The 25,053-nt window shown below is 63.7% G+C and carries 21 protein-coding genes; 15 read left to right on the top strand and 6 right to left on the bottom strand.

Annotated features, from left to right (window positions below; genetic code table 11):
- Positions 1-96 precede the first annotated feature (96 nt).
- Genes AC1DHL_RS18470 through AC1DHL_RS18445 form a run of 6 tightly spaced genes read left to right on the top strand, consistent with a single transcriptional unit; the run spans position 97 to position 9,334 of the window.
- Positions 97-915, top strand: coding sequence for a type IV toxin-antitoxin system AbiEi family antitoxin domain-containing protein (locus AC1DHL_RS18470; protein ID WP_478162907.1), 819 nt, complete (start codon positions 97-99; stop codon positions 913-915).
- Positions 912-1,778 carry a nucleotidyl transferase AbiEii/AbiGii toxin family protein gene (locus AC1DHL_RS18465; protein ID WP_478162906.1) on the top strand — a complete coding sequence of 289 codons (867 nt, stop codon included), beginning with the start codon at positions 912-914 and terminating at the stop codon, positions 1,776-1,778. The genes AC1DHL_RS18470 and AC1DHL_RS18465 overlap by 4 nt, the downstream gene beginning before the upstream one ends.
- Positions 1,779-1,803: 25 nt before the next feature.
- Positions 1,804-4,203, top strand: a complete 2,400-nt coding sequence (locus tag AC1DHL_RS18460) for a type I restriction-modification system subunit M (RefSeq protein ID WP_478162905.1) — start codon at positions 1,804-1,806, stop codon at positions 4,201-4,203.
- Entirely contained in the window at positions 4,194-5,435 is a 1,242-nt protein-coding gene (locus tag AC1DHL_RS18455; protein WP_478162904.1) for a restriction endonuclease subunit S, read from the top strand. The genes AC1DHL_RS18460 and AC1DHL_RS18455 overlap by 10 nt, the downstream gene beginning before the upstream one ends.
- 40 nt (positions 5,436-5,475) lie before the next feature.
- A complete protein-coding gene (locus AC1DHL_RS18450; protein ID WP_478162903.1) occupies positions 5,476-8,607 on the top strand; it encodes a type I restriction endonuclease subunit R in 3,132 nt (1,043 codons plus the stop codon).
- A gap of 7 nt (positions 8,608-8,614) precedes the next feature.
- Positions 8,615-9,334, top strand: a complete 720-nt coding sequence (locus tag AC1DHL_RS18445) for a M48 family metallopeptidase (RefSeq protein WP_478162902.1) — start codon at positions 8,615-8,617, stop codon at positions 9,332-9,334.
- A gap of 16 nt (positions 9,335-9,350) precedes the next feature.
- Here AC1DHL_RS18445 and AC1DHL_RS18440 read toward each other — a convergent pair whose 3' ends face one another.
- Complete coding sequence (locus AC1DHL_RS18440; protein WP_478162901.1) at positions 9,351-11,159, bottom strand: acyclic terpene utilization AtuA family protein; 1,809 nt, start codon at positions 11,157-11,159, stop codon at positions 9,351-9,353.
- A 181-nt stretch (positions 11,160-11,340) separates the two neighbouring features.
- Here AC1DHL_RS18440 and AC1DHL_RS18435 point away from each other — a divergent pair, with 181 nt between their 5' ends.
- The 6 genes from AC1DHL_RS18435 to AC1DHL_RS18410 all read left to right on the top strand — a co-directional run bounded on the left by AC1DHL_RS18435 (position 11,341) and on the right by AC1DHL_RS18410 (position 18,571).
- Positions 11,341-11,916, top strand: coding sequence for a DUF2889 domain-containing protein (locus AC1DHL_RS18435; RefSeq protein ID WP_478162900.1), 576 nt, complete (start codon positions 11,341-11,343; stop codon positions 11,914-11,916).
- Positions 11,917-11,977: 61 nt separating this feature from the next.
- Entirely contained in the window at positions 11,978-13,153 is a 1,176-nt protein-coding gene (locus tag AC1DHL_RS18430; protein ID WP_478162899.1) for an acyl-CoA dehydrogenase family protein, read from the top strand.
- A gap of 30 nt (positions 13,154-13,183) precedes the next feature.
- Positions 13,184-13,993: a TIGR03084 family metal-binding protein gene (locus AC1DHL_RS18425; RefSeq protein WP_478162898.1), complete on the top strand. Its 810-nt coding sequence runs from the start codon at positions 13,184-13,186 to the stop codon at positions 13,991-13,993.
- Positions 13,990-14,859 (top strand): phosphatidylglycerol lysyltransferase domain-containing protein, encoded by an 870-nt coding sequence (locus AC1DHL_RS18420; RefSeq protein WP_478162897.1) that lies wholly within the window; start codon positions 13,990-13,992, stop codon positions 14,857-14,859. Before AC1DHL_RS18425 ends, AC1DHL_RS18420 begins: the two co-directional genes overlap by 4 nt.
- Before the next feature lie 57 nt (positions 14,860-14,916).
- A complete protein-coding gene (locus AC1DHL_RS18415) occupies positions 14,917-16,536 on the top strand; it encodes an acyl-CoA carboxylase subunit beta (RefSeq protein ID WP_478162896.1) in 1,620 nt (539 codons plus the stop codon).
- Between the two features lie 16 nt (positions 16,537-16,552).
- Positions 16,553-18,571, top strand: coding sequence for an acetyl/propionyl/methylcrotonyl-CoA carboxylase subunit alpha (locus AC1DHL_RS18410; RefSeq protein ID WP_478162895.1), 2,019 nt, complete (start codon positions 16,553-16,555; stop codon positions 18,569-18,571).
- 6 nt (positions 18,572-18,577) lie between these two features.
- On the opposite strand, the gene AC1DHL_RS18405 is transcribed toward AC1DHL_RS18410, so the two are convergent.
- The 3 genes from AC1DHL_RS18405 to AC1DHL_RS18395 form a co-directional block, all read right to left on the bottom strand.
- Positions 18,578-19,048 (bottom strand): RES family NAD+ phosphorylase, encoded by a 471-nt coding sequence (locus tag AC1DHL_RS18405; RefSeq protein WP_478162894.1) that lies wholly within the window; start codon positions 19,046-19,048, stop codon positions 18,578-18,580.
- A complete protein-coding gene (locus tag AC1DHL_RS18400) occupies positions 19,045-19,641 on the bottom strand; it encodes an antitoxin Xre/MbcA/ParS toxin-binding domain-containing protein (RefSeq protein WP_478162893.1) in 597 nt (198 codons plus the stop codon). The genes AC1DHL_RS18405 and AC1DHL_RS18400 overlap by 4 nt, the downstream gene beginning before the upstream one ends.
- A 65-nt stretch (positions 19,642-19,706) precedes the next feature.
- The gene (locus AC1DHL_RS18395; protein ID WP_478162892.1) at positions 19,707-20,591 is read right to left on the bottom strand and encodes a LysR family transcriptional regulator; all 885 of its coding nucleotides are present in this window, start codon (positions 20,589-20,591) and stop codon (positions 19,707-19,709) included.
- 156 nt (positions 20,592-20,747) lie between these two features.
- Between AC1DHL_RS18395 and AC1DHL_RS18390 the strand changes: the two genes are divergently transcribed.
- Entirely contained in the window at positions 20,748-21,488 is a 741-nt protein-coding gene (locus tag AC1DHL_RS18390) for an SDR family oxidoreductase (protein WP_478162891.1), read from the top strand.
- A 53-nt stretch (positions 21,489-21,541) separates the two neighbouring features.
- On the opposite strand, the gene AC1DHL_RS18385 is transcribed toward AC1DHL_RS18390, so the two are convergent.
- The gene (locus AC1DHL_RS18385) at positions 21,542-22,609 is read right to left on the bottom strand and encodes a DUF72 domain-containing protein (protein ID WP_478162890.1); all 1,068 of its coding nucleotides are present in this window, start codon (positions 22,607-22,609) and stop codon (positions 21,542-21,544) included.
- Entirely contained in the window at positions 22,609-22,824 is a 216-nt protein-coding gene (locus AC1DHL_RS18380) for a hypothetical protein (protein WP_478162889.1), read from the bottom strand. Before AC1DHL_RS18380 ends, AC1DHL_RS18385 begins: the two co-directional genes overlap by 1 nt.
- A gap of 41 nt (positions 22,825-22,865) precedes the next feature.
- On the opposite strand from AC1DHL_RS18380, the gene AC1DHL_RS18375 reads away from it, so the two are divergent.
- Both AC1DHL_RS18375 and AC1DHL_RS18370 read left to right on the top strand, forming a co-directional pair.
- A complete protein-coding gene (locus tag AC1DHL_RS18375; protein ID WP_478162888.1) occupies positions 22,866-24,347 on the top strand; it encodes a sensor histidine kinase in 1,482 nt (493 codons plus the stop codon).
- Positions 24,344-24,970 (top strand): response regulator transcription factor, encoded by a 627-nt coding sequence (locus tag AC1DHL_RS18370; protein WP_478162887.1) that lies wholly within the window; start codon positions 24,344-24,346, stop codon positions 24,968-24,970. Before AC1DHL_RS18375 ends, AC1DHL_RS18370 begins: the two co-directional genes overlap by 4 nt.
- The last annotated feature ends 83 nt before the right edge of the window (positions 24,971-25,053 follow it).

The raw sequence follows: 25,053 nt of genomic DNA, 5'->3' as shown, positions 1-25,053 counted from the left end.
TGCAACCGGAAGCTGCTGTTTGACCAGCGCGCCCGGCTTATTCCAAATCGTATGCAAAAAACGACGAATTGTGTAGAGTTTTGCGTATGATTCGGAATGCCTTCGCTAGGCCACTTTCTTGACGCTCAACTCGAACACGGTCGCGGCTACTTCTCCCAGGAGGAAGCACTGACCGCTCTCGGCGTTCAGCCTAGAACCCTTGCCGCATCCATTACGCGATTGACGAAGAAGCGGCGGCTGGCCAATCCGCGACACGGGTTCTATCTCATTCTTCGCCCCGAAGACCAGATCGCCGGTGCGCCGGATCCGGCGCAATGGATCGGCCCCCTGATGAAGCACCAGAATCTCGACTATCGCGTTTCGTTGCTTAGGGCGGCTGCGTTCCACGGCTCCTCTCATCAGGCGGCCATGGTTTTCCAGGTGGTCGTGCCTCGGCAACTGCGGGACTTCGAGATCGGTCGCCATCGCCTCCAGTTTCTCTACCAGACCCCCACGGCGTTTGAGCAGGTCAACCGGCCCGAGTATCTGGCGAAACTGAAAAGCGCTGCCGGCTTTGCCAAAGTTGCCGGCGTCGAGTTGACCTTGCTGGATTCCGCCCGCTACCTGCACAAGGCCGCCGGCATCAGCGGTGTCGCGCAGATCGCGAGTGACATCGGCGCCCAGGCCGACCCGCGTTTGCTGGCTCGCATTGCCAATGCCTATGAAAACGCTTCGGTCTGCCGGCTCGGCTATCTGCTGGAACGAGCCGGTCACGAACGACAAGCCCGGGCGCTCGAATCCTTCGCCAAGAAAGCCAGGACGCTCGTTCCTCTGGATCCCTCTGTGAAACCGCTGATCGAATCGCTCCCCGACCTCCAAGAGAAGGATTCGAGATGGAAGCTGATCATCAATGAAACCCTGGAAGTCGACACTTGATCCCCTCTGCATACATTCAGGCCTGGAGCGCGGGGACGCCTTGGCCAGATCCACGACAGGTCGAGCAGGACCTGATCATCTGCCGCGCGTTGTGCGACCTGTTCAATGCACCCGCCCTGGCCGGCAAGATCGCGTTTCGCGGCGGGACGGCCATTCACAAACTCCTGTTCAAGCAGCCGCTGCGTTACTCTGAAGACATCGACCTGGTGCAGACCCGGCCCGCGCCCATCGGGCCGACCATCGACGCCATCCGCGATGCCCTGTCATGGCTCGGAAAATGCAACCGCGAGCAGGCCGGACATTCCATGCATCTGATCTTCAGGTTCGCACCCGAGGCCGATCCGCAGGCCGTCCTGAAGCTCAAGGTCGAGATCAATACCCGTGAGCATGACCATCTGTTCGGCATCAAGCCGTACCCCTTTGCGGTAGACAGCGACTGGTATCAAGCAAAGGCCGAAATTGCCTCCTTCGAGCCCGAAGAACTATTCGGTACAAAGCTCCGTGCTTTCTTGCAGCGGCGCAAGAACCGCGACCTGTTCGACCTCCATCACGGCCTTGATCAACTCACGCTGAACGCGGACAAGCTGGTTGCCTGCTTCGAGCACTACCTTGCGCTCGAAGGCAACCCGATCACGCGCGCGATGGCCGAGCAGCGAATGCTGCAAAAGCTCACACGCAGCCTTACCGAAGACATCGAACCCCTCTTGCCCGCAGGCATCCGCTTCAACGAACTGGACGCGGTCGGCGCATTCAACCGCGTTTGGAACCAGCTCGTCACCAGACTCAAGGGCGACCCCTGGAAATCCACTGACGACGCCGTTGCCCAGCTTCGCGCGAAGAAATATTCAACCCTGCTGACCTAGCAACCTCGCACTGAACAAGCCGCACATGGCCATCAAGAAATCCGAACTCTATTCATCCCTCTGGTCGAGCTGCGACGAGTTGCGCGGCGGCATGGACGCCAGCCAGTACAAGGACTATGTCCTCGTGCTGCTCTTCGTCAAATACGTCAGCGACAAGTACGACGGCCAGATGTACGGCCCCATCACGATCCCCAAGGGCGCCAGCTTCAAGAACATGGTCGCGCTCAAAGGCCAGAGCGACATCGGCGACAAGATCAACAAGAAGATCATCGCCCCGCTGGCCAAGGCCAACGAGCTGTTCGACCTGCCCGACTTCAACGACGCCAGCAAGCTCGGCAGCGGCAAGGAGATGGTCGAACGCCTCACCAACCTCATCGCCATCTTCGAGAACAAGGCGCTCGACTTCTCCCGGAACCGCGCCGACGGCGACGACATCCTCGGCGACGCCTACGAATACCTCATGCGGCACTTCGCCACCGAGAGTGGCAAGAGCAAAGGGCAGTTCTACACGCCGGCCGAAGTCAGCCGCGTCGTCGCCCAGGTCCTCGGCATCCGTCACGTCGAGACGGGACCGCGCACCACCATCTATGACCCGACATGCGGGTCCGGATCGCTCTTGCTGAAGGTCGCCGACGAGGCGCGGGGCGATGTCACCCTCTATGGGCAGGAAAAAGACTCCGCCACCAGCGGCCTCGCCCGCATGAACATGATCCTGCACAACAACCCGACCGCACTCATCGCGCAGGGCAACACGCTGGCCGATCCCAAGTTCATGGAAGGCAACTCCCTCAAGACCTTCGACTACGTCGTCGCCAATCCGCCGTTCTCCGACAAGCGATGGAGCACTGGCCTCGACCCGCTCAACGACCGCTGGCAACGCTTCGACCCCTTCGGCGTACCGCCGGACAAGCAGGGCGACTTCGCCTACCTGCTGCACATCGTCCGCTCGCTCAAGACCACCGGCAAGGGCGCATGCATCTTGCCGCATGGCGTGTTGTTCCGTGGCAATGCCGAAGCCGACATCCGCCGCGCGCTCATTCGCAAGGGCTACATCAAAGGCATCATCGGGCTGCCCGCCAACCTTTTCTACGGCACCGGCATCCCCGCATGCATCGTGGTGCTCGACAAGGAAGGTGCACACACGCGCAAAGGCATCTTCATGATCGACGCCAGCCAAGGCTTCATGAAGGACGGCCCCAAGAACCGCCTGCGTGACAAAGACATCCACAAGATCGTCGACGTGTTCATGCGTGGCCTCGAACTGCCCGGCTACTCGCGCATGGTCAGCTTCGACGACATCGAGAAGAATGACCACAACCTTAACCTGCCACGCTACATCGCCAATCAGCAGACTGAAGACAGGCAGGACATCGCAGGCCACCTGCAAGGCGGCATTCCCGTCGAAGACATCGAGGCGCTGGCACGGTACTGGCGGGTCTGCCCGCAACTTCGACAGACCCTCTTCAAGCCAAACCGGCCCGGCTACGCGGACCTCGCGGTCTCCAAGTCAGACATCAAGTCCACCATTTACGGGCACCCCGAATTCAAGGCTTTCATCGAGAAGCAGAACGCCCATTTCGCCACTTGGCGCAAGGCCGCCACGGTCAGGCTCAAGGGGCTGAAAACCGGATTCCATCCCAAGGAACTCATCGCCGAACTGTCGGAGGGCCTGCTCGCGCATTACATCGGCCAGCCGCTGATTGATGCCTACGATGTCTACCAGCACCTGATGGACTACTGGGCCGATGTGATGCAGGACGACTGCTACCTCATTGCCGACGACGGCTGGAAGGCCGAGACCTACCGAGTCATCGAGAAAGACAAGAAGGGCAAGGAAAAGGACAAGGGGTGGACCTGCGACCTGATCCCGAAGACATTGATCGTTGCGCGCTACTACGGCGAGGAACAGGCAACGATTGATGGCCTGACGATGCAACTGGAAAAGACGGCAGCCAAACGATCGGAGCTTGAGGAGGAGCACAGCGGCGAAGAGGGTACTTTCTCGAGCGTGGAGAAGATGACGGTCGGCAATGTCAAAGACCGTATTCGCGAACTCGGGCAGGGGGCTGAATGGGCGGAGGAACTGAAAGCGCTGAAGGACTGGCTCGTGCTGGCGACCGAAGAGGCTGTGCTCAGTCGGAAATTGAAGGATGCCGAGGCTGACCTCGACGCGAAGGCCTATGCGCATTACGCGAAGCTTTCGGAGTCCGAGACCAAGGAACTGGCAGTTGACGACAAATGGCTTCAAGTATTGGATGAAGCCGTACACGGTGAGATGAATCGTGTAAGTCAACAGCTTGCGAGGCGTCTCGCAGAACTCGTCGACTGCTACGAGATTTCGCTACCGAAAGTGGAGGATCGTGTCCGCAAACTGTCGGTCAAGGTTGACGCACATCTTGTAGAAATGGGGTTTTCATGGAATTGAAGCCCGCGTACAAAGAGAGTGCATTGGGAGTGATCCCTGAAGATTGGCAGATTGCTCCGGTTCGAGAGCTGGCTGCTCCCATTCGTAACGCGATCGTCGGTGGACCGTTTGGATCGGACTTGGTATCTAAAGACTATGTAGATGAGGGAGTACCTGTCATTCGTGGGCAAAACATGGGCGGAAGGCTTGTGTCAGGAAAGTTCGCATGTGTGACTCCTGCGAAGGCGCAGTCGTTGGACGCCAACTTGGCGAAACCGAACGATCTCGTATTCACTCAGCGCGGGACACTTGGGCAAGTGAGTTTGGTGCCGGATGCTCCTTTCGATCGCTATTTGGTTTCCCAAAGTCAAATGAAGGTCACTCTCAATCGAAAAATCTGCCATCCGCTCTTTTACTACTACGTGTTCAGTAGCTCGGCACAGCAGGACATTATTCGAGATGAAACCATTCAAACAGGCGTGCCTCATATCAATCTCGGAATTTTGCGCAATATTGAAGTTCAGGTGCCTTCACTCTCTGAGCAGGAGGCTATAGCCGAAGCTTTGGGTGATGTGGATTCCCTGATCGAATCTCTTGAGCAGCTTCTCGCTAAGAAGCGCTCTATCAGGCGGGGCGCGATGCAGGAATTGCTCGCCGGGACGCGACGACTTGAAGGTCACTGCGCCAAGTGGAGGAAAATGGCATTTGGGGAAATTGTCCATTTACGCAAAGAGAGAGTCGATCCCCGCTCGTCGGCTTCCGTAGATTTTTGTGTCGAGTTGGAGCACATCGAACAGGACAGCGGCCGACTCATCGGCGCTACTGCAACGTCAGAGAACTCATCCTTGAAATCGGTATTTCAAAAGAATGATGTTTTGTTCGGGAAGCTGCGGGCATACCTCAGAAAGTACTGGCATGCCGATAGAGGGGGCGTCTGTTCTACGGAGATTTGGGTAATGGCGGCCAAGCAATCCATGCTCGTTTCTCAGTATCTATTTCAGTTGGTGAAGACCGATCGCTTCGTCGATGCGGCCAGTACCGCATATGGGACGCATATGCCTCGTTCGGACTGGAATGTCGTCAAGAGTTTGGAAGTCGCACTACCTTCGATAGGAGAGCAGGCAGCCATTGCGACCGTGCTCTCCGAAATGGACGCTGAAATCGAAGCCTTGGAAGCCAAGCTCACCAAGGCTCGTCAGATCAAGCAAGGCATGATGCAAGAGTTGCTCACAGGGAGGATTCGACTGGTATGAAGTCATCGACCATCATGTTTGGCAGGCGCGGGAGCGCCGCATGAGCACCGTCGGGCAACCCGAACGCGCCACTCAGCAGCGCGTGATCGCGCTGTTTCGCGATGAACTCGGCTATCTCTACCTCGGCGACTGGTCCGACCGAGGCGGAAACAGCAATATCGAAACAGGCTTGCTCTCGGACTGGCTCGCCCGGCGCGGCAACAGCCCGGCGCAAATCGGCGTTGCCCTGCACAAGCTGCAGACCGAGGCCGGCAACCACAGCCGCACGCCCTACGGCAACAACCAGGCGGTCTACAGCCTGTTGCGCTATGGCGTGCCGGTGAAGGTCGAGGCGGGCAAGGTCACCGAGACGGTTCACCTCATCGACTGGGACCAGCCCGAGAACAACGACTTCGCCATCGCAGAGGAAGTCACGCTCAAGGGCGGCCTGGAGCGGCGGCCGGACCTGGTGCTCTACGTCAACGGCATCGCCATCGGCGTGATCGAGCTGAAGAACAGCCGCGTGAGCATCGGCGAAGGCATCCGGCAGTGTCTTTCCAATCAGCAGCCGGCGTTCAACCAGTCGTTTTTCTCGACGGTGCAGTTCGTCTTTGCGGGCAACGATTCCGAAGGGCTGAAGTACGGCACGGTCGGCACGCTTGAAAAGTACTTCCTGAAATGGAAGGAGGACGAGGCCGACGACAGCCGCCTCAAGCTCGACAAATACCTGCTCAAGATGTGCGGCAAGCACCGGCTGATCGAGTTGATGCACGACTTCGTGCTCTTCGACGGAGGCATCAAGAAGCTGCCGCGTGTGCACCAGTATTTCGGCATCAAGGCCGCGCAGGAGCACGTTAGCCAGAAGAAGGGCGGCATCATCTGGCACACGCAGGGCAGCGGCAAGAGCATCGTGATGGTGCTGCTCGCCAAGTGGATTCTGGAGAACAACCCCAACGCGCGGGTGGTGGTCATCACCGACCGCGATGAGTTGGACAAGCAGATCGAGAGCGTCTTTTCCGAGGCGGGCGAATCCATTCAGCGCAGCGGCAGCGGGCGCGAGTTGATGCGGCAACTCGGTCAACCCAGGCCGCGCCTTCTATGTTCGCTGGTCCACAAGTTCGGCCGCAAGGATGTGGACGATTTCGAAGCCTACATCCAGGCGTTGCGGGCCGAGCCGAGTTCCACGGTCGGCGAGGTGTTCGTGTTCGTGGACGAGTGCCACCGCACGCAAAGCGGCAAGCTGCACAAGGTGATGACGGCGCTGATGCCCAACGCGGTGTTCATCGGTTTCACCGGAACGCCGTTGTTGAAGAAGGACAAGCAGACCAGCCTGGAGGTGTTCGGCGGCTACATCCACACCTACAAGTTCAGCGAGGCGGTGGAGGACAACGTGGTGCTGGATCTGGTCTACGAGGCGCGCGACATCGATCAGTGGCTGGGTTCGCAGGCCAGGATCGACACGTGGTTCGAGGTAAAGACGCGCGGCCTGAACGACTGGCAGCGCAACGAGCTGAAGCAGCAATGGGGCACGATGCAGCGCCTGCTGAGTTCGAAGGCGCGGATGGACCGGGTGGTCGCGGACATCGTGTATGACTTCAGCATCAGGCCGCGGCTCAACGATGGCAAGGGCAACGCGATCCTGGTGGCGTCGAGCATTTATGAGGCGTGCCGGTACTTCTCGCTGTTCAAGGAGACGCCGTTCAAGGGCCGGTGCGCGCTGGTGACTTCGTACAACCCGAACCCTCAGGATGTGACGCGCGAGGAAACGGGCGCAAACACCGAGACGGATAAGCAGTTCATTCACAAGACCTATACGGCGCTGCTTGAGGGCGTGAACGCGAAGCCTGGGATGACGAAGACAGAGACCTACGAGGAGTGGGCGAAGGCCTTGTTCATCAAGGAGCCGGCGAGCATGAAGTTGCTGGTGGTGGTGGACAAGCTGCTGACGGGGTTCGACGCGCCGCCGTGCACCTACCTGTATCTGGACAAGAAGATGCAGGACCACGGCCTGTTTCAGGCAATCTGCCGCACGAACCGGCTGGACGGGGACGACAAGGAATTCGGCTATGTGGTCGACTACAAGGACCTGTTCAAGAAGGTGGAGAAGGCGATCGCGGTCTACACCTCTGAGCTGGACCACAGCGCGGGCGGTACGGACCCTGAAGTGATGATGCAGAGCCGGCTGGCGAAGGGCCGGGAGCGGCTGGACGCGGCGCTGGAGGCGCTGGCGCTGCTGTGCGAGCCGGTGGCGCCGCCGCAGGGGACGCTGGAGCACATCCGTTATTTCTGCGGGAATACGGAGATCGCCTCTGATCTGGTGGAGCGAGAGCCGCAGCGCTCGACGCTGTACAAGGCGACGGCGACGCTGGTGCGTGCCTACGCCAATCTGGCCGACGATATGGCCACGGCCGGGTTCACGCAGGCGGATGTGACACGTATCAAGGAGCGGCTCAGGCACTACGTGGACGTGCGCGATATCGTGCGTCAGGCCAGCGGGGAGTCGCTGGACCTGAAGGCTTACGAGGCGGACATGCGCCACCTGATCGATACGTACATTGAGGCAGGGGAGCCGCGCAAGATTTCGCCATTCGATCAGTTGGGGTTGTTGGCCCTGATCGTGAAGAGCGGCGTCGGGCAGGCTATTGCAGATCGGCTGGCAAATCTCAGGGGCGACAAGGACGCCATCGCGGAGACGATCGAGAACAACGTTCGCAGCAAGATCGTCAAGGAGCATCTGAGCGATCCGGCGTTCTTCGAGTCGATGTCGGCGTTGCTTGACGAACTGGTGCAATTGCGCAAGCAACAGGCCTGCAACTACGAGGCATTGCTCAAACAATACGAGGCGCTGGCGAAGATGGTGGAGTCGGGCAAGGCGGAGAACATGCCCGCACGACTGGATACGCGCGGGAAGCGCGCCATCTTCAACAATCTCAAGCCATACGCGGTGGCCTTCGACTCGAAGGGGGTGGTGGCCTCGGAGCCGCTATCGCCGCATGAGGTGGCCTGGAACCAGCAGCGCGCTGTGGGCGTGGCCCTGCGGATAGACGAGGTGGTGCGCAAGGTGCGGCCCGACGATTGGCGGGGGGTGCAGTCGCGCGAGCAGGTGATCAAGAAGGCCTTGTACGAGGTGCTGCGCGACCCGCGCGAGGTGGAGCACATCTTCCTCGTGGTGAAGGCGCAGCCGGAGTACTAAGGGACCGATGATGCATGCGCTGACATTGGGCGATGTGGCGGTGGATGTGGAGTTCAAGGACATCAAGAACCTCCATCTGAGCGTGTATCCGCCAACGGGGCGGGTGCGGATCGCGGCGCCGCTGCGGATGAAGATGGACACGGTGCGCGTGTTCGCGTTGTCAAAGCTGGCCTGGATCAAGGCACAGCGGCAGAAGCTCCAAGATCAGGTCCGGGAGACGCCGCGCGAGTACCTGGACCGGGAAAGCCACTACTTGTGGGGACGGCGTTATCTGCTGGAGTGCGTGGAGGATCCCAAGGGGCCGTCCTGCGTGGAGCTGAAGCATCGGCAGATCGTCCTGAGGGTTTCTCCAGGCGCGGACCTTGCGGTGATGGAAGCCGTGGCGGCCCAGTGGTATCGAACGCAGCTCAAGTCGATGGTGGCGGAACTGCTGCCCAAGTGGCAGGCGGTGCTGGGAGTCACGGTGGATCGCGTTTTCGTACAGCAGATGAGAACTCGGTGGGGCAGTTGCAACCCCGGTTCGCGCTCCGTCAGGTTGAACACGGAGCTGGCAAAGAAGCCGCCGGAGTGCGCCGAGTACGTGCTGGTTCACGAAATGCTGCATCTGCTGGAGCCGACGCACAACGCCCGTTTCCAAGCGTTGATGGACAGGTTCATGCCGCAATGGCGCGTGTACCGGGATGCGCTGAACCGGTTGCCGGTGCGGCACGAGGACTGGGTTTATTAGGCTGCCGCCGAGGTGCTCAAAGCAGCTTCGAAGCCTCCGCAATCGGTATCGGCACCGTCATATCCAACAGCATCTGCCCCATCCCCTTGCCGAGCGGGTCTATGCGCATGGAGGAGGGGCCGCCGCCGTCCAGCGCATCGTGGAGCAGCAGATTCATTCCCGCGATGCCCGGCAGGTAGAAGCGCTCGACCTTGCCGTGCACCATGTGCGCGAAATACGCGCCCACCGCCTCGGGCGTGACGCGCGACCAGAGGAGAGGCAGCCATTCGGGCCGACGCGCGACGAGGCCGATGTTCGACAGGTTCCCCTTGTCGCCGCTGCGCGCCCACGCCAGTTCGATCAGTCGCACTTCCACCTGCTGGCCACCGTCTTCCACGAAGGCCGGAAGCTCGGCGATCGCCACAGCCGGCGACGAGCCGCCGACCGGCGGCACCGCCACCGCGTGTCGTCGACCATCGAGCACGAAAGCCATCGGCACCGTCTCCTTGGCGAGCAAAAAGGCGAAGGGCTTGATCAGCGGCGACACCGCCGGCCGGCCGCCACCGGGCCCCGTGGTGCCGGGTGACCACGAAGTACCCGATGGTGCAATCTCGCGCGCGAACATCGCCAGCGCGGCCTTCTGGGGATGGTTGGCAACCACGCGCATCATGACCTCGCGCACATGCCGCGTACGCGCGTGCGGGCCATAGAGCGATTCAGCGCCGATCACCTCGATGTAGGTCGACGTGAACGGCGGCAGGCCCATTTCGGCGAGGATTTCGCTCGTTCGCTCGATGATCGACTCGGCCGTGCGCACCGCCTTCTTCTCGGCATCGATACCGACGATCACCATGCTCCCAGCGCAACGGAAACCGTCCAGTTGGGTTGCCGAGACCTTGTAGCTCGGCGACGGCGCACGGCCTCGCGCCGGGCTCACGTGCACCCGGTCGGCGCCTTGCTGCTCGATCGTTACGTCCCGGAAGTCGCAACTCACGTCGGGCAGCATGTAGGCGCCCGGGTCGCCGATCTCGTAGAGCAGTTGCTCGGCCACGCATGCCCGTATCACCTTGCCGCCGGTGCCTTCGGGCTTGGTCACGACAAAGCTGCCGTCGGCATGGCATTCGACGATCGGATAGCCGATGTGAGCCCAGTCGGGGATATCTGCCCAGTCGGTGTGCAGGCCGCCCGTCGCCTGACAGCCGCATTCGATGATGTGGCCCGCCAGACTGCCCGAGGCGAGCAGGTCGTAGTCGTCGGCGCGCCAGCCGAACTCGTGCATCAGCGGGCCGAGCGTGACGGCGCTGTCGACGCAGCGGCCCGTGATGACCACGTCGGCGCCCGCTGCCAGCGCGGCGGCAATGGGAAGTGCGCCCAGGTAGGCGTTGGCGCTCAATACCTTCTCAGGCAGCGACTCGCCGGTGAACATGTCCTTCGCGCCGGCATCGCGCACGACGGGCATCTGCGCACTCAGGTCATCGCCTTCGACCACCGCGATGCGCAGTGCCACGCCTTCGGCCTCGGCCAGTGCCTGGAGCGCGGCAGCGCAGCCGTGCGGATTGATGCCGCCGGCATTGCTCACGACCTTGATGCCCTGGCGCTTGACCTCTGCCAGCACCGGCTTCATCGCGATGTCGACGAAATCCGTGGCATAGCCCATCTCCGGCTTCTTGGCGCGCGCCGCGGCCAGGATCGCCATCGTCGTTTCGGCCAGATAGTCGAACACCAGGTAGTCGAGGCGGCCGAGCTTCACCAACTGCGGCGCCGCCACCATGCTGTCGCCCCAGAAACCTGAGGCACCCCCGATGCGAACGGTCTTCTGCACGGCGGCGGGCGTGGGCGTGGTCATGGCGAACGGTCCTCTATGGCAACGGATGAAGCGAGCTTAGGCGAGGAGGGCGGGGCGACGCTTGCGCCAACTCGCTGCGTGGGGGCAAGCGCTGCGGGGGAGACAGCCGACGAGGCGCTGGGGCATGATCGCGTGGCCGCTGCTTCCTTGTTCCATGTTTCTTTCCTGCGCGGCATCTGCCATGTCATTGCCTCCACCTACCGCCGAGCGCGCGCCTGCCCACGGCCGAACCATCACCATCCGCGGTTATCGCCGCAACGATGGCCTCTGGGACATCGAAGGTCACCTTCGCGACGTTCGCGACCAGCATTTCAAGTTTCCGGGCGGCGAAAGGCCGGGCGGTGAGGCGATCCATTCGATGTGGCTGCGGCTCACGGTGGACAACTCGGCGCTGATCGTCGATGCAGTCGCCGCAACGGAGGATTCGCCGTTTCCCGATGCCTGCGGCGACATCGCGCCGAACTACGCGGGGCTGATCGGCCTGCGCGTGGGGGCGGGATTCAACCGTCACATCTCGAAGCTTTTCGGCGGGATTCGCGGCTGCACCCACATGTCGGAGTTGCTTCGGACCATGGCGACCGGCGTCATCCAGACGCTCGCCGGCACCAACCTCACGGTGTCGGAGACGGAGAAGCCCTTCCAGCTCGACGGCTGCCACGCGTTGGCGAGCGACGGACCGCGCGTGGCGCTGTTCTATCCACGCTGGTATCGGCCGGCGAAGGACGATCCGGACGCCGAGGTGGACCCGCAGTCGTAGCCAGTCGGCGCAAGACCGTCCGGCCTCGGTGCGGCTAGCCTTGGCTGACAAGGAGACATCCATGGAGTTTCTGGAGGCGCCGCCGCTCCCTTTCTATTTCTCGCCAGAGCATGAGCAGTTCCGCGCCAGCCTGCGCGAATTCGTGGCGAAGGAAATCACGCCTTTCGTCGCCGAATGGGATGAGGCCGAGACCTTCCCCCGCGAACTCTATGCGCGCGCAGCGTCCCTTGGCGTCCAAGGCCTCGGCTATCCGGAGGCCTACGGCGGCACCCCGGCAGACGTGTTCTATCAAATCGTGGTGGCCGAAGAATTCGCGCGTTGCGGCGGTGGCGGCCTGCAGGCCTCGCTGAACTCCCACAGTATCGCCTTGCCGCCCATCCTTCTGGCGGGCAGCGAGGCGCTCAAACAGCGTGTGATTCCGCGGGTGCTCGCCGGCGAGAAGATCGCGGCGCTGGCCGTGACCGAGCCCTCGGGCGGCTCGGACGTAGCGGCCCTGAAGACCACGGCCGTCCGTGAAGGCGACCACTACATCGTCAACGGCGAGAAGACCTTCATCACGTCCGGCATGCGCGCCGATTTCATCACCACCGCCGTGCGCACCGACCCGGCCAACAAGGGTGCCGGCGGCATTTCGGTGCTGGTGATCGACGGCGACACGCCCGGCCTCACGCGCTCGCCGCTCAAGAAGATGGGCTGGTGGAGTTCCGACACGGCGCATCTGCGCTTCGAGAACTGCCGCGTGCCTGCGGCGAATCTCGTGGGCGTCGAGAACAAGGGCTTCAAGACCTTCATGAACAACTTCAACAGCGAGCGCCTCTTCATGTCGGCGTCGGCCTGCGGCTTTGCGGAGGTGTGCTTGGCAGAGGCTGTCGACTGGGCGCGGCAGCGCACCATCTTCGGCATGCCGCTGTCCGAACGCCAGGTAGTGAGACACAAGCTCATGGACATGACGCTGCGCATCGACGCCGCACGCACGCTGGTCTACGACCTGGCCTACCGCATCGAGCACAAGCTGGCCGACCCTGCACGCCTGGTGGCGCGCGTGTGCCTGGCCAAGGTGCAGGCCACGCAGGCAATGCAGTTCTGCGCCGACCAGGCCGTGCAGCTTCTCGGCGGCATGGGCTTCATGCGCGGCACGCGCAGCGAACGCATCTACCGCGAGGTCAAGGTCATGATGATCGGCGGCGGCTCCGAGGAGGTCATGAAAGACCTGGCGGCGCGCCAACTCGGCCTTTGATCGGCCGCTGAGATAACCAGGGCAAGCACGATGAAAGATACCGCCGACGATCTCCGCGCCGAATACCGTGCGCTCGCGGACCTCTGCCGCACGCTGACACCCGCGCAATGGCGCCTGCGCAGCGAGTTCTACGGCTGGACGCCCTGGGACGAAGTGGCCCACCTCTGCTTCTTCGACGAGACCGCCTTGCTCGCGGTCACCGATGCAGACGCCTTCGCACGCGATGCCCAGGTGCTCAACGAGATGCTCGCCGCCGGCAAGGAGTTCAGCGCGATCGCGCGCGACAAATACGGCCACCTCGACGGTGCAGCACTTCTCGCGCTCTGGGAGCCGATTGCGATGCGCCTGACCGATGTGCTCGCGGGCCTCGACCCCAAGGCGCGGCTGCCCTGGTACGGGCCGATGATGAGCGCGCGCTCCTTCGCCACAGCGCGCCTGATGGAGACCTGGGCGCATGGCCAGGATGTGTGGGACGTGCTCCGGCGCCGCAGGCCCGGCACGGCGCGCCTGAAGCACATCGCGCACATTGGCGTCACGACCTTCGGGTGGACCTTTGTCAATCGAGGACTGCCGGTACCGCCCGTGGTGCCGTACATCGAACTCGAAGCGCCCGACGGCGAAACCTGGCGTTGGGGCGATCCGACTTCGACGGAGTCGGTGCGCGGCACCGCGCTCGATTTCTGTCTGCTCGTGACCCAGCGGCGCAACGTCGCGGACACGGCGCTGCGCTATACGCAAGGCAGCGCGAAGCAATGGCTGTCGATCGCGCAATGCTTCGCCGGTCCTCCCGCCGACCCGCCGGCACCCGGCGTGCGCAAGGTGGATGACGCCGACGCATGACCGGATTGCCGCTGGCGCTCGATATGCAGGCGCCGATCGAGGCGGCGCTTTCGCGGCTGCGCGAGGGCAGCGCCGAGTGGTGTCTGTCCGACCACACTTTCCCCAATCTCTATCTGTTCCGTGCCGCGCACGACTATCGCTATCTTCCCGGCGAGTGGCCGTGCGTGTCGGGTCGAACTTACGACGGAACACGACACCTGATGCCCCTGTTTGCGTCCGCGGACGCGCCGCTCGAAGTCCTGCTCGGGCTGCTCGAAGGCCACGATTGCCTCTATCCGGTAGCGCGGCGCGATGCCGACGCGCTGCCATCCGAGGTCTTCAGCCTGTCGGATTCACCGGACGACGCCGACTATCTCTACGCAGCGACACAGTTCGCGGACTACCCGGGCCGCGCGCTCGCCGCGAAACGCAGCCAAGTACGGCAGTTGTTGGCCACCCACACCCTCTCGGCCGAGCCCTTCGGCGAAGCATGGACCGGCGCGGCACGCGAGGTGCTGCGCGGCTGGATGGCGCAAAAGGGAAAAAGCAAGGGTGAAGCCGATGAAGCGGCCTGCATCGAAGCGCTCGACCATGCCGCGCGCTTCGGATTCGAAGGCTTTGTCCATTTCGCGAACGGTTTCCCCGCAGGCTTCGTCCTGGCGCAGGCGCTGCAGCCCGGCGTGTTCGTGATGCGTTTCGCCAAAGGCCTCGACAGCCATATCGGCATCTATCCGCACATGTTCCAGCACTTCTGCCGCGCCTTCGCGCGCCCGGTCACCTGGCTCAACTTCGAACAGGACATGGGACTGCCGGGTTTCCGGCGCAGCAAGCGCTCGTACGGGCCCTCCGCGCTGATCCCCAAATTCCGGGTTCGTCTGCGTGCCTGACGGCGATGCAGCCACTTCGCGCAAGACCGGCCGGGACCCGGTGCCTAAGCTCGACGAATGGCAACCATTGAATCGACCATTTCCAGCGGCAGCGAGGCCTTCAAGGCGAACGCCGAAGGCATGAAGGCCTTGATCGAGCGCGTGCGTGGTTACGAGCAGCGCAGCATCGCGACATCGGCCAAATCACGCGAACGCTTCGAGAAGCGCGGCCAACTGCTCCCACGCGAGCGGCTGTCTCTTCTGCTCGATCCCGGCACGCCTTTCCTCGAGATTTCATCGCTTGCGGGACTGGGCCTGGACAACCCCGACTTGGAGAAAAGCGTTCCGGGGGGCGGCGTGATCGCCGGCATCGGCTGGGTCTCCGGCGTGCGCGTCATGGTCAATGCATCTGATTCCGGCATCGATGCCGGTGCGCTGCAGCCGATGGGCATTCCGAAGCAGTTGCGCATTCAGGAACTTGCGCTGGAGAACAAACTGCCCTACGTGCAACTCGTCGAAAGCGCGGGCGCCAACCTCATGACCTACAAGGTCGAGGAATTCATCACCGGCGGGAGCCTGTTTCGCAACCTCGCGCGCATGTCGGCCGCCGGCTTGCCCGTCATCACCGTGACGCACGGCTCATCGACGGCAGGCGGCGCCTACCAGACGGGCCTGTCGGACTACATCGTGATGGTGCGCGGGCGTTCGCGGGCCTTCCTGGCCGGGCCGCCGCTGCTGAAGGCCGCCACCGGCGAGATCGCGACCGAAGAAGAACTCGGCGGCGCGGTGATGCACACCTCGATCTCGGGCCTGGGCGACTATCTTGCAGAGGACGACCGCGACGCCATCCGCATTGCGCGCGAGATCCTCGCCAACATCGACTGGAATCGCGACCTGCCACAGGAGCCGCCGCGGCGCTACAAGCCGCCGCGCCACGACGCCGAGGAGTTGCTCGGCATCATGCCGATGGATCCCAAGCGCCCGGTCGACATGAAGCAGGTGATCGCGCGCATCGCCGACGACTCGGAGTTTCTCGAGTTCGGCGAAAACTACGGCAGCGCCACGGTGGTGGGCCACATCAAGATCGAAGGACTGCCGCTGGGCATCGTGACCAACAACGGCCCGATCGACCTGGCCGGCGCGACCAAGGCCACGCACTTCATCCAGGCCTGCTGCCAGTCGAAGACGCCCATCCTCTACCTCAACAACACGACCGGCTACATGGTGGGCAAGGACTACGAGGAGGGCGGCATGATCAAGCACGGCTCGAAGATGATCCAGGCCGTGACCAATGCCACTGTGCCGCAGATCACGATCTATTGCGGCGCATCCTTCGGGGCCGGCAACTACGGCATGTGCGGCCGCGGCTTTCATCCGCGCTTCTGCTTTTCATGGCCGAATGCCAAGACTGCGGTGATGGGGGGCGAGCAAGCTGCCAGGACGATGGTCATGGTCACCGAGGCGGCGATGAAGCGCAAGGGCGAGGTCGACCAGGCGAAGCTCGACGATCTGGAGCGCCGCATCATCGAGCGCTTCGACAGCCAGATGAGCGTGTTCACCACCAGCGCGCGCGTGCTCGACGACGGCGTGATCGATCCGCGCGACACGCGCGCCGTGCTCTCGAACGTGCTCTCGATCTGCCGGGAAGCTGAATTGCGCCAGCCGCAAAAGATGCAGTTCTCGGTGGCCCGCCCATGACCTACGGGTTCCATTCATGACCGCACCCGCACCCGCACCCACTTCCCACGCCACTCCATTTCACAAGCTGCTCATCGCCAATCGCGGCGAGATCGCATTGCGCGTGATCCGCAGCGCGCGCTCGCTCGGTTATCGCACCGTGGCCGTCTACTCCACCGCGGACGCCCAGGCGCGCCACGTGCAAGAGGCCGATCAGGCCGTGTGCATTGGCGAACCGCTGCCGGCGCAGTCGTATCTGAACATCCCGGCGATCATCGAAGCCGCAAGGCTCAGCGGTGCCGACGCGGTGCATCCGGGCTACGGCTTTCTCGCGGAAAACGAAGATTTCGCGCGGGCTTGCAAGGACGCGGGACTGGTCTTCATCGGCCCCTCGGCCGAGGCCATCGCATCGATGGGCAACAAGGCCGGCGCCAAGACCTTGATGCAGGCGGCCGGCGTGCCTTGCATTCCGGGCTACCAGGGCGACGACCAGAGCGAGGAGCGCCTGGTACGAGAGACCGCGCGCATCGGCTTCCCGGTGATGATCAAGGCCACGGCCGGTGGGGGAGGCCGCGGCATGCGGCTTGTCTCGTCCGCGGAGGAGTTTCCTGACCTGCTGCGCAGCGCGCGCTCGGAGGCGCAGAGCGCGTTCGGGAATCCGGAGGTGATCCTCGAGCGTGCCATCGTCGAGCCGCGCCATATCGAGATCCAGGTCTTTGCGGATCGCCTCGGCAACGCGATCCATCTTGGCGAACGCGATTGCTCGGTGCAGCGGCGCCATCAGAAGCTGATCGAGGAGGCGCCGTCGCCCGCAGTGAATGCCGAACTCCGCGAGCGCATGGGCGCGACGGCAGTGGCGGCGGTCAAGGCGATTCGCTACGAAGGCGCGGGAACGCTCGAATTCCTGCTCGATCGCGAAGGCAACTTCTACTTCATGGAGATGAACACGCGGTTGCAGGTGGAGCACCCCGTGACCGAGGCCGTGACCGGGTTGGATCTGGTGGAACTGCAACTGCGCGTCGCGGCCGGCGAGCCGCTGCCGTTGTCCCAGGAGCAAGTCCGTTTTGACGGCCATGCGATCGAAGTGCGGCTGTGCGCGGAAGATGTCGACAAGGGCTTCATGCCGCAAAGCGGCGCGGTCGCACTCTGGAGGATGCCCGCGCGATTGCGCGTTGAAGAAGCGTTGCAGGACGGCGGCGAAATCCCGCCGTTCTACGACTCGATGGTCGCGAAGATCATCAGTCACGGCCGCACGCGCGACGAGGCGCGGCGAAAGCTCGTCTCAGGCCTTGAAGACATGGTGGCGCTCGGCGTGACGACCAATCAGGCTTTCCTGCGGCGTTGCATTTCGCATCCGGTATTCGCAAGCGGCGGAGCGACGACGGCCTTCATTGGCCAGCACCACGACGAACTGCTTGCGACAGACGCCGTCACGCAAGAGCGGGCCGCGGCGCTCGCCGCCGTGCTTCTCTACGAGACGACCGGCGAGCGTCGCCCACAGCCGCAAGGACGTCGCATGTGGCACAGCCTGCCCATATCGGCGCGCTTCGAACTTGCCGGGCAGCTTCGCAGTGTCAGCATGGTGCTGTCCGAACGGCGGCACTTCGATGTCACCTTGGACGGAAAGACTTTTGCCATCGAGTTGATCACGCTCGGCGACGACGCGGTGCGAGTCATCTGCGACGGCGTGCTCGAAAGCGCTACCTACCATCGCGATGGCCCGATGCTGCTCATGCACTACCGCGGCCTCTCGTTGCATGTGGAGGACAAGAGCCGCGCTGCCTCGGTGCGACAAGGCGAGTCGGGCGGGGACGGCAAGCTGCGCGCATCGATGAATGGACGCGTGGTTGCCGTACTGGCCGAGGTGGGTCAGCAGGTCCGGGCCGGCCAGCCGATCGTGACGCTGGAGGCGATGAAGATGGAGCACGTCCACACCGCGCCGTTGAGCGGCAGGCTCGCGGCGGTGCATGTCTCGAACGGTGATCAGGTGGCGGCCAGCCGCGTGGTGGCCGAGATCGAAGCTGATGCGGCCGAACCCGTCGAAGCGGGCCAGTGAGGCGCTTCAGTTGAACATCCGGGGATCGAACTCGAAAGGATTGCGCTCGACATGCACCGCGATGTGCCGGTACTGAGGGTGATCGGGATTGATGACCAGGTTCAGGTCGCCCGGCTCGACTGCTGAAGGAACCCATAGGCCCAAGGTCTGGCCCCGCTCGCGCCATTGCAGCCCGACCGCCTGCGTCAGAGCCTGGTTCGTCACCCAGTCCGCGGGCAGGGCGGACATGACGCTCGCATCGAGCGTCGCCTCATCGGGCAAGTCGAGCCGCATCAGCGCCAGATTCCTCGGCGCAATGCCGTTGCAATTCACGCGCATTTCCAGTTGGCAGATGGACCGGCTCGAACCCGCGTAGACCACCGGTTTTCCGACAGGCGGCATGGGATGCCATCGCCCGGCAGCCAATGTGGAGCCGATCCACAGGGTGTCGAGCGTGAGATTCCTGGTGCTCGCGATGCGCCAGACGGGCAGCGTCAAACGACGCCCCCGTGTTCGATCGCATTCAGGATTTCGCGCACACGCTCGGCGCCGAATTCGTTGGACGCGAATTCCAGCGGTGTCTTGCCGTCGAGCAGCGGATGGGACTTGGTCATCCAGGCCGGGCCGTCTTCGCCGAAAACCTCGGCGGCCCGGACCAGGAGGTCGGAGTGGCGCAGCATGCGCTCGGTCACGGCGGCGTCCAGGTCCTTGTCGCCGCCGCCCTTGCGCGACAGCATGGAGGGCGTGAGGTTGAGCGCGATCTGCAGGTCCTTGCGGCGCTCCAGTCCGGAGGCGGCGAACCATTCGTCGATGACTCTGGCCCTGACCGGGGATGCCGCCATTTCGGCCGCTTGTTGGCGGTTGAAGAGCAGGATGCCGTGCGCCGCGTCGTTGCCAGCCGCGCGAAAGACCCAGAGGGGGCGGTTCTCGCCGGTGCTGCCATAGGCCGCCTCGAACACGCGCTGGAACTTGGCGGCCTGGCCGTAGGCGGCAGCGTCTTCGGCCGCCACGGCGACAGGCTTCGAGCCGAGGCGGGGGTATCGCCGTGTCTTGGCCGCCGGTTGTTTGCTCGATCGTTGGGTGGAAGTCATGGCTCAGACACTAGCATAGTTGCAAATGCAATGCTGGTATGTTGCATTTGAATGAATCCAAGCGTTCAGCGCATCCGATCCGCCACCCAGTCCACGAAGACGCGCACACGCGCCGACAACTGCCTGTGATGTGGATAGAGCACCGAAACTGGCATCGGCGCAGGCCTGAATTCCGTGAGCACCTCGCGCAGCGCACCAGACGCCAGCAGTTCCTGCACGTGGTAGCGTGGCAGCTGCACGACGCCCAGCCCGGCCTCGCAACAGGCGACGTAAGCGTCCGCATGACTCACCGTGACCGAGCCGCGCAACTGCATCGCCTGCCGTTCTCCGTCGACGGTGAACTCGAAGGGCAGGACCTTGCCGCTGGCGTTCGCGTAGTTCACTGCGCGGTGGGCGCGGAATTCATCCGGCGTCATGGGCTCGCCGAAGCGGTCAAGGTAGGCGGCGCTCGCACACGTCACTTGCTCAAGCAGCGCGACGCGTCGGCCCACCATGCTTGACTCGCGCGGCTCGCCGGCGCGCAGCACGCAGTCGATGCGCTCGCGCACCAGGTCGACCAAACGGTCGCCGAGGCCGATCTCCAGCTCGATGTCGGGGTACTTGTCGAAGAAATCGCCGATGTGTGGCAGCAGGAAATACCGGGCGAGGGTGCCTTGCAGGTCGACGCGCAACTTGCCCTTCGGCTTCGCCGCCGATTGGGTGAAGGCGGCCTCCGTTTCCTCGAGATCGGCCAACAGTTGCTGGCAGCGCTGGTAATACGCCTCGCCGTCCAGCGTGGCGCTGACCTGCCGCGTGGTCCGGTGCAGCAGGCGAACACCGAGACGTCTTTCAAGCTGCTGGATGGTGTGCGTGACCGTCGCGCGCGGCAGCTGAAGCTCGTCGGCGGCCTTCGTGAAGCTGCGCCGGTCGACGATGCGCACGAAGACTCGCATGGCTTCGAAACGGTCCATCTGAAAGCCCTCAATTGTTTGTTCTGATTGAACAGTGAAGGCAAATCTAACGCATTTATCTGAAAGGCGATAAACAGAACAATTCATTCACCGACTCGGCAATGAGCGGCGAAATCAGCCCTCAACCAACGTCAACCCAACCCATGGGAATCCGTCATGAATAACGCTTCACAGGTCGCCATCGTCACCGGCGCATCGCGTGGCATCGGCGCCGCTATCGCAACCCGTCTTGCCAAGGATGGCTACAAGGTCATCGTCAACTACGCCGGCAACGCCAAGGAAGCCGCGAAGGTGGTGGAAACCATCGCAGCCGCCGGCGGCGATGCGAAGGCCGTGCAGGCCGACGTGGCCGACCCGGCTGCCGCCCGTCGCCTCTTCGACGAAGCGCTGGCAGCCTATGGCCGCGTGGACGTGCTCGTGAACAACGCGGGGATCATGCCGCCCGCCTTGCCGCATCTCGCGGACACGGACGACCAGACCTTCGATCGCTTGTTCGCTGTGAACGTCAAGGGCAGTTTCAACACCCTGCGCGAGGCCGCGAGCCGCCTTCAATCGGGTGGCCGTATCGTGAACTTCTCGACCAGTGTGATCGGCCTGGCCTTGCCCGGCTATGCGGTGTACGCGGCGACCAAGGGCGCGATCGAGGTCATGACCCACATCCTCGCCAAGGAATTGCGCGGACGGAACATCACCGTCAACGCCGTTGCGCCGGGACCCACGGCCACCGCATTGTTCCTCGATGGCAAGACGCCCGAAGCGGTCGAGCGCCTCGCCAAGGCTGCGCCGCTGGAACGGCTCGGCACGCCGGATGACATCGCAACCGCGGTCGCTCAACTGGCGGCTCCCGGCGGTTGGGTGAACGGCCAGACGCTGCGCGTCAACGGCGGCCTTGTCTGAGCCAGCACATCGCCGACCTGCTGACGGCCTCGTCGCGCGTTGATCGAACACCTTCAACGCCGCAGATGCCGCACTTCCTCGGCCAGGGCTTGCACGGTCAGCGGCGCCGAGCCCTCGGCCTCGTTGCTGATGGTGACGTAGGCGCGATGGCCTGCGCCCGTGGTTCCGTGGATCACCCGCGCCAGTGTGGTCCGGGTCTCGGGATCGAGGTCGACCAGCTTGTCGAACGGCTCGTACAGCGTCTTGGCTTCTTCATAGCCATAGGCGCCGTGTCGCCGGTGGAGGTTCCATCGGCACACGAGCGGTCCGGGCCAGAGGGCGCGCAGCAGCGGAAGGTGATCCTCGATGGGCGGCATCTTGGAGTGAAGACCGAGGCAGTAAGTCGCGCCTGCTTCCCGGAGCACATCGCATAAGGCAGGCGTCAGGAACTCCGGATTGCGCACTTCGACCGCGATCACGGCGTCCGGAGCGATAGGGTGCAGGGGCGGCATCGCCTTCAACATCGCGCCGAGCCGGTCGAGGATTTCAGGGAGCCGGCCCAGCATCGGGCCGGGCAGGGGACTGAGCTGGAACACCAGCGCGCCCAGCTTGGCGCCCAGGCCATCGAGCGCCGGCTGGACGAATTCCATCGCAGCGAGCATCGGGTCCAGAAAGGCCGGATTGGGCTCCATACCGCGCCCATCCTCGCCGCGCACCACGGCATCGGCGACGAGGCTCGGCGCCTTCACGACGAAGCGGAAATCCTCCGGCACCTGCGCCGCATAGACCGCGAACTGGCTGGCGGACAAAGGCTTGTAGAAGCTGCGGTCGATGCTCACCGCGCGAAACAGCGGATGCTGGACATAGGCCGCGAGGCCGTGTTTGGACAGGACGGATGGTTCGTAGTCGCCGTCCCAGACTGTGTCCTTCCATCCCGGGAAGGACCAGGACGATGTGCCCAGGCGCAGGCCCGGCGGAAGATCTGCCGCGAGCGCATGGAGCAACGGATCGGGTGAAACCGCCTGGACCTTTGCCGTGCGCTTGCCGGCACGCTTCCTGGCAGCGGGAGCAAGTGACGGGGAGGGTGTCGGCTCGGCCCGGTCGTCCGGCTCGCTCAGGTCGTCGAAAAGAGATTCCTGCATCAGCTCTGCTTCGCAGCCTGAGGATTGGCGACGATGTCCACACCGGCCGGGGCGTAAAGACTCAGCTGGCCCACCTTTTCTTCCACCGTCATCCGGCCGATCAGTGACTCGACACGCGCCTCGGCAACCGATTGCTGAACAGTGGTCGAACAGCCTGTGATGCCGGCCACGACAAAGAGGACAAGGGCGGCCGCCGGAAATCTGCAAACACTCATGGCTGCCGATTTTCGCGGACAGCGCGGGCACAATCCGCGCCATGAGGCAATGGTTACGCACCCGGGGTGGCTGGTGGCTCGCCTGGCTGCTGGTCACCGGCGCCGGCGCGGCCTGGATTGCGCGTGCCGAAATCCAGCAGTTGCACGAGGATTTCGAGGTCAACGGGCGCATCGCGCACCGGCTGATGAGCCAGCAGGTGGTGCAGTACGACGCGGTGCTCGCGACGCTCGCGCTGCTGGAAACCGTGCCCGGCGGGAGTCAGCCCGAGCGGCGATTGCCGTCTGTCTATCCGTCGATCCTTGGCGTTCAGCGCCACGAGGCCGACGCGCCTTGGTCCGACCCCCGCCTCGCCGATGCGGCAGCCCGCTCGCGTGAATTGCGGCGTCCCGAATTCGTTGCGGACGATTTTCCCGGCGGTCGCTACAGCCTGGTGATCGGTGCGCTCCCGACCAGCTATGTGATCGACATCGACCTCGCAACGACGGTGCCATGGCGAGACTGGCCGATGGACCCGAAGACCAGCCCGGTCCGCGTCGCGCTTGAAAGGGAAGGGCAGCAGTTCGTGGTCCAGCCGGGGGCGGAAACCCTACCCGGCGGCTGGCACTTCGGCTTCCGCAAGGTGCTGGCTTCGGAGAGCCAGGCCTTCGATCTCGTGGCGGAGCGCCGGGTGTCGTGGACGGAACTGCCTTGGGGCGCGATGAGCGGGTGGGCGCTGGCGGTGGGACTCGTGCTCGGCGGCGCTGCCATGTTTCGGCGCCAGCGGATCGCACGGCAGCGCGCCGAAGATCTCTTGCGGCTGGGACAGGTCGCGAGGCTCAACGCACTGGGCGAACTCGCCGCCGGCATGGCGCACGAGCTGAATCAGCCTCTGACGGCGATGCTGGCCAACACGCAGGCCGCCCGGCGGCTCCTCGATGACGATCCGCCGGAACTCGCGACCGCGCGAACGGCGATGAAGCAGGCAGCGGAACAGGCGCGGCGAGCCGCCGATGTGGTGGGTCGCCTGCGCCGCGTGATCGAGCGGCCCGAACGCCACGCCGACACACGGCCCGTGCCTTTGCAGGAGGCGCTGCGCAGCGTGCTCCATCTGCTGGCGCCGGAATTCGAGGGACGATCGGTTGTGCCAGCGATCGACGATACGGCCCATGCGCCCGTCATCGTGCAAGTCGACCCGATTGCGCTCGAACAGATCATCCACAACCTCCTGATGAACGCCCTGCAAGCGCTGGACGAAGCGCCGTCAGGCGAGCGACGCCTGCGGCTCGCGATCGGGCGCGAAGGCGCAGTGGGTGTGCTGACCGTCACCGACAACGGTCGCGGCTTCGCGCCCGACGCGTTGCCGCACATCTTCGAGCCGTTCTTCAGCACGCGCGAAGGCGGCCTCGGCCTCGGGCTGAGCCTCTGCGAGTCGCTGGCCGTCGGCATGGGCGGATCGCTCGCCGCCGAGCACGAGTCGCCACGCGGCGCCCGCTTCACGCTGCGATTGCCGCTGGCTGCCGCATCCCCGGAGCACACCGCATGAACGAGCCGCAGTCCCCGCTGATTCACTTGATCGACGACGACCTCGCCGTGCGGGAAAGCCTGGCGCTGCTGATCGGAACCGTCGGCCTGCGCGCGCAGACCTGGGCGGACCCGCAGGAATTCATCGACGGCTTCGACCGCGGCAGCGTCGGCGCGATCGTGCTCGACGTCCGCATGCCGGGCATCAGCGGGCTTGCCGTGCTGGACACGCTCATCGGACAGGGCGTCGACCAGCCCGTCATCATGCTCACCGGCCACGGCACGGTGGAGATGTGCCGGCGCGCATTCAAGTCCGGCGCGGCGGAGTTTCTTGAAAAGCCCGTGGACGACGAGCAGTTGCTCGAAGCCCTGCAGCAGGCCGTGCGCCGGCACGTCAACTCGCGCGAGCGCACGCAGGCCGACCAGGCCGCACGCGACCGCTGCGCACAGCTTTCCGAACGCGAACGCGAAGTGCTCGGCTACATCGTGGCAGGACTGACCAACAAGGAGATCGCGCGCACGCTCGCGCTGTCGCCACGCACGGTCGAATCGCACCGGGCCAACCTTTTCGCCAAGCTCGAATGCGATTCGCTGGCTCGGTTGATCCGCCGCTACGCGTCGCTCGTCGATGGCGAGGCTCCGTAGTTCTACGGAGCACTGCGCGTAACCGTACGAATGGCGTTCCCGCCGCGCGATTTCTACAGTGGCGGTGCGGTCGGCGAAGTGCC

The sequence above is a fragment of the Variovorax sp. 10L426 genome, assembly GCF_056395305.1.
The sequence above is the reverse complement of the archived record's forward strand: the minus strand, read 5'-3'. Positions and strand labels throughout refer to the sequence as shown.

What these genes read in the sequence shown, in the direction of transcription:
- AC1DHL_RS18470 (WP_478162907.1), top strand. Translation starts at nt 97, where the DNA reads ATGCCTTCGCTAGGCCACTTTCTTGACGCTCAACTCGAACACGGTCGC.
- AC1DHL_RS18460 (WP_478162905.1), top strand. Translation starts at nt 1,804, where the DNA reads ATGGCCATCAAGAAATCCGAACTCTATTCATCCCTCTGGTCGAGCTGC.
- AC1DHL_RS18455 (WP_478162904.1), top strand. Translation starts at nt 4,194, where the DNA reads ATGGAATTGAAGCCCGCGTACAAAGAGAGTGCATTGGGAGTGATCCCT.
- AC1DHL_RS18450 (WP_478162903.1), top strand. Translation starts at nt 5,476, where the DNA reads ATGAGCACCGTCGGGCAACCCGAACGCGCCACTCAGCAGCGCGTGATC.
- AC1DHL_RS18445 (WP_478162902.1), top strand. Translation starts at nt 8,615, where the DNA reads ATGATGCATGCGCTGACATTGGGCGATGTGGCGGTGGATGTGGAGTTC.
- AC1DHL_RS18440 (WP_478162901.1), bottom strand. Translation starts at nt 11,159, where the DNA reads ATGACCACGCCCACGCCCGCCGCCGTGCAGAAGACCGTTCGCATCGGG.
- AC1DHL_RS18435 (WP_478162900.1), top strand. Translation starts at nt 11,341, where the DNA reads ATGTCATTGCCTCCACCTACCGCCGAGCGCGCGCCTGCCCACGGCCGA.
- AC1DHL_RS18430 (WP_478162899.1), top strand. Translation starts at nt 11,978, where the DNA reads ATGGAGTTTCTGGAGGCGCCGCCGCTCCCTTTCTATTTCTCGCCAGAG.
- AC1DHL_RS18425 (WP_478162898.1), top strand. Translation starts at nt 13,184, where the DNA reads ATGAAAGATACCGCCGACGATCTCCGCGCCGAATACCGTGCGCTCGCG.
- AC1DHL_RS18420 (WP_478162897.1), top strand. Translation starts at nt 13,990, where the DNA reads ATGACCGGATTGCCGCTGGCGCTCGATATGCAGGCGCCGATCGAGGCG.
- AC1DHL_RS18415 (WP_478162896.1), top strand. Translation starts at nt 14,917, where the DNA reads ATGGCAACCATTGAATCGACCATTTCCAGCGGCAGCGAGGCCTTCAAG.
- AC1DHL_RS18410 (WP_478162895.1), top strand. Translation starts at nt 16,553, where the DNA reads ATGACCGCACCCGCACCCGCACCCACTTCCCACGCCACTCCATTTCAC.
- AC1DHL_RS18400 (WP_478162893.1), bottom strand. Translation starts at nt 19,641, where the DNA reads ATGACTTCCACCCAACGATCGAGCAAACAACCGGCGGCCAAGACACGG.
- AC1DHL_RS18395 (WP_478162892.1), bottom strand. Translation starts at nt 20,591, where the DNA reads ATGGACCGTTTCGAAGCCATGCGAGTCTTCGTGCGCATCGTCGACCGG.
- AC1DHL_RS18390 (WP_478162891.1), top strand. Translation starts at nt 20,748, where the DNA reads ATGAATAACGCTTCACAGGTCGCCATCGTCACCGGCGCATCGCGTGGC.
- AC1DHL_RS18385 (WP_478162890.1), bottom strand. Translation starts at nt 22,609, where the DNA reads ATGCAGGAATCTCTTTTCGACGACCTGAGCGAGCCGGACGACCGGGCC.
- AC1DHL_RS18380 (WP_478162889.1), bottom strand. Translation starts at nt 22,824, where the DNA reads ATGAGTGTTTGCAGATTTCCGGCGGCCGCCCTTGTCCTCTTTGTCGTG.
- AC1DHL_RS18375 (WP_478162888.1), top strand. Translation starts at nt 22,866, where the DNA reads ATGAGGCAATGGTTACGCACCCGGGGTGGCTGGTGGCTCGCCTGGCTG.
- AC1DHL_RS18370 (WP_478162887.1), top strand. Translation starts at nt 24,344, where the DNA reads ATGAACGAGCCGCAGTCCCCGCTGATTCACTTGATCGACGACGACCTC.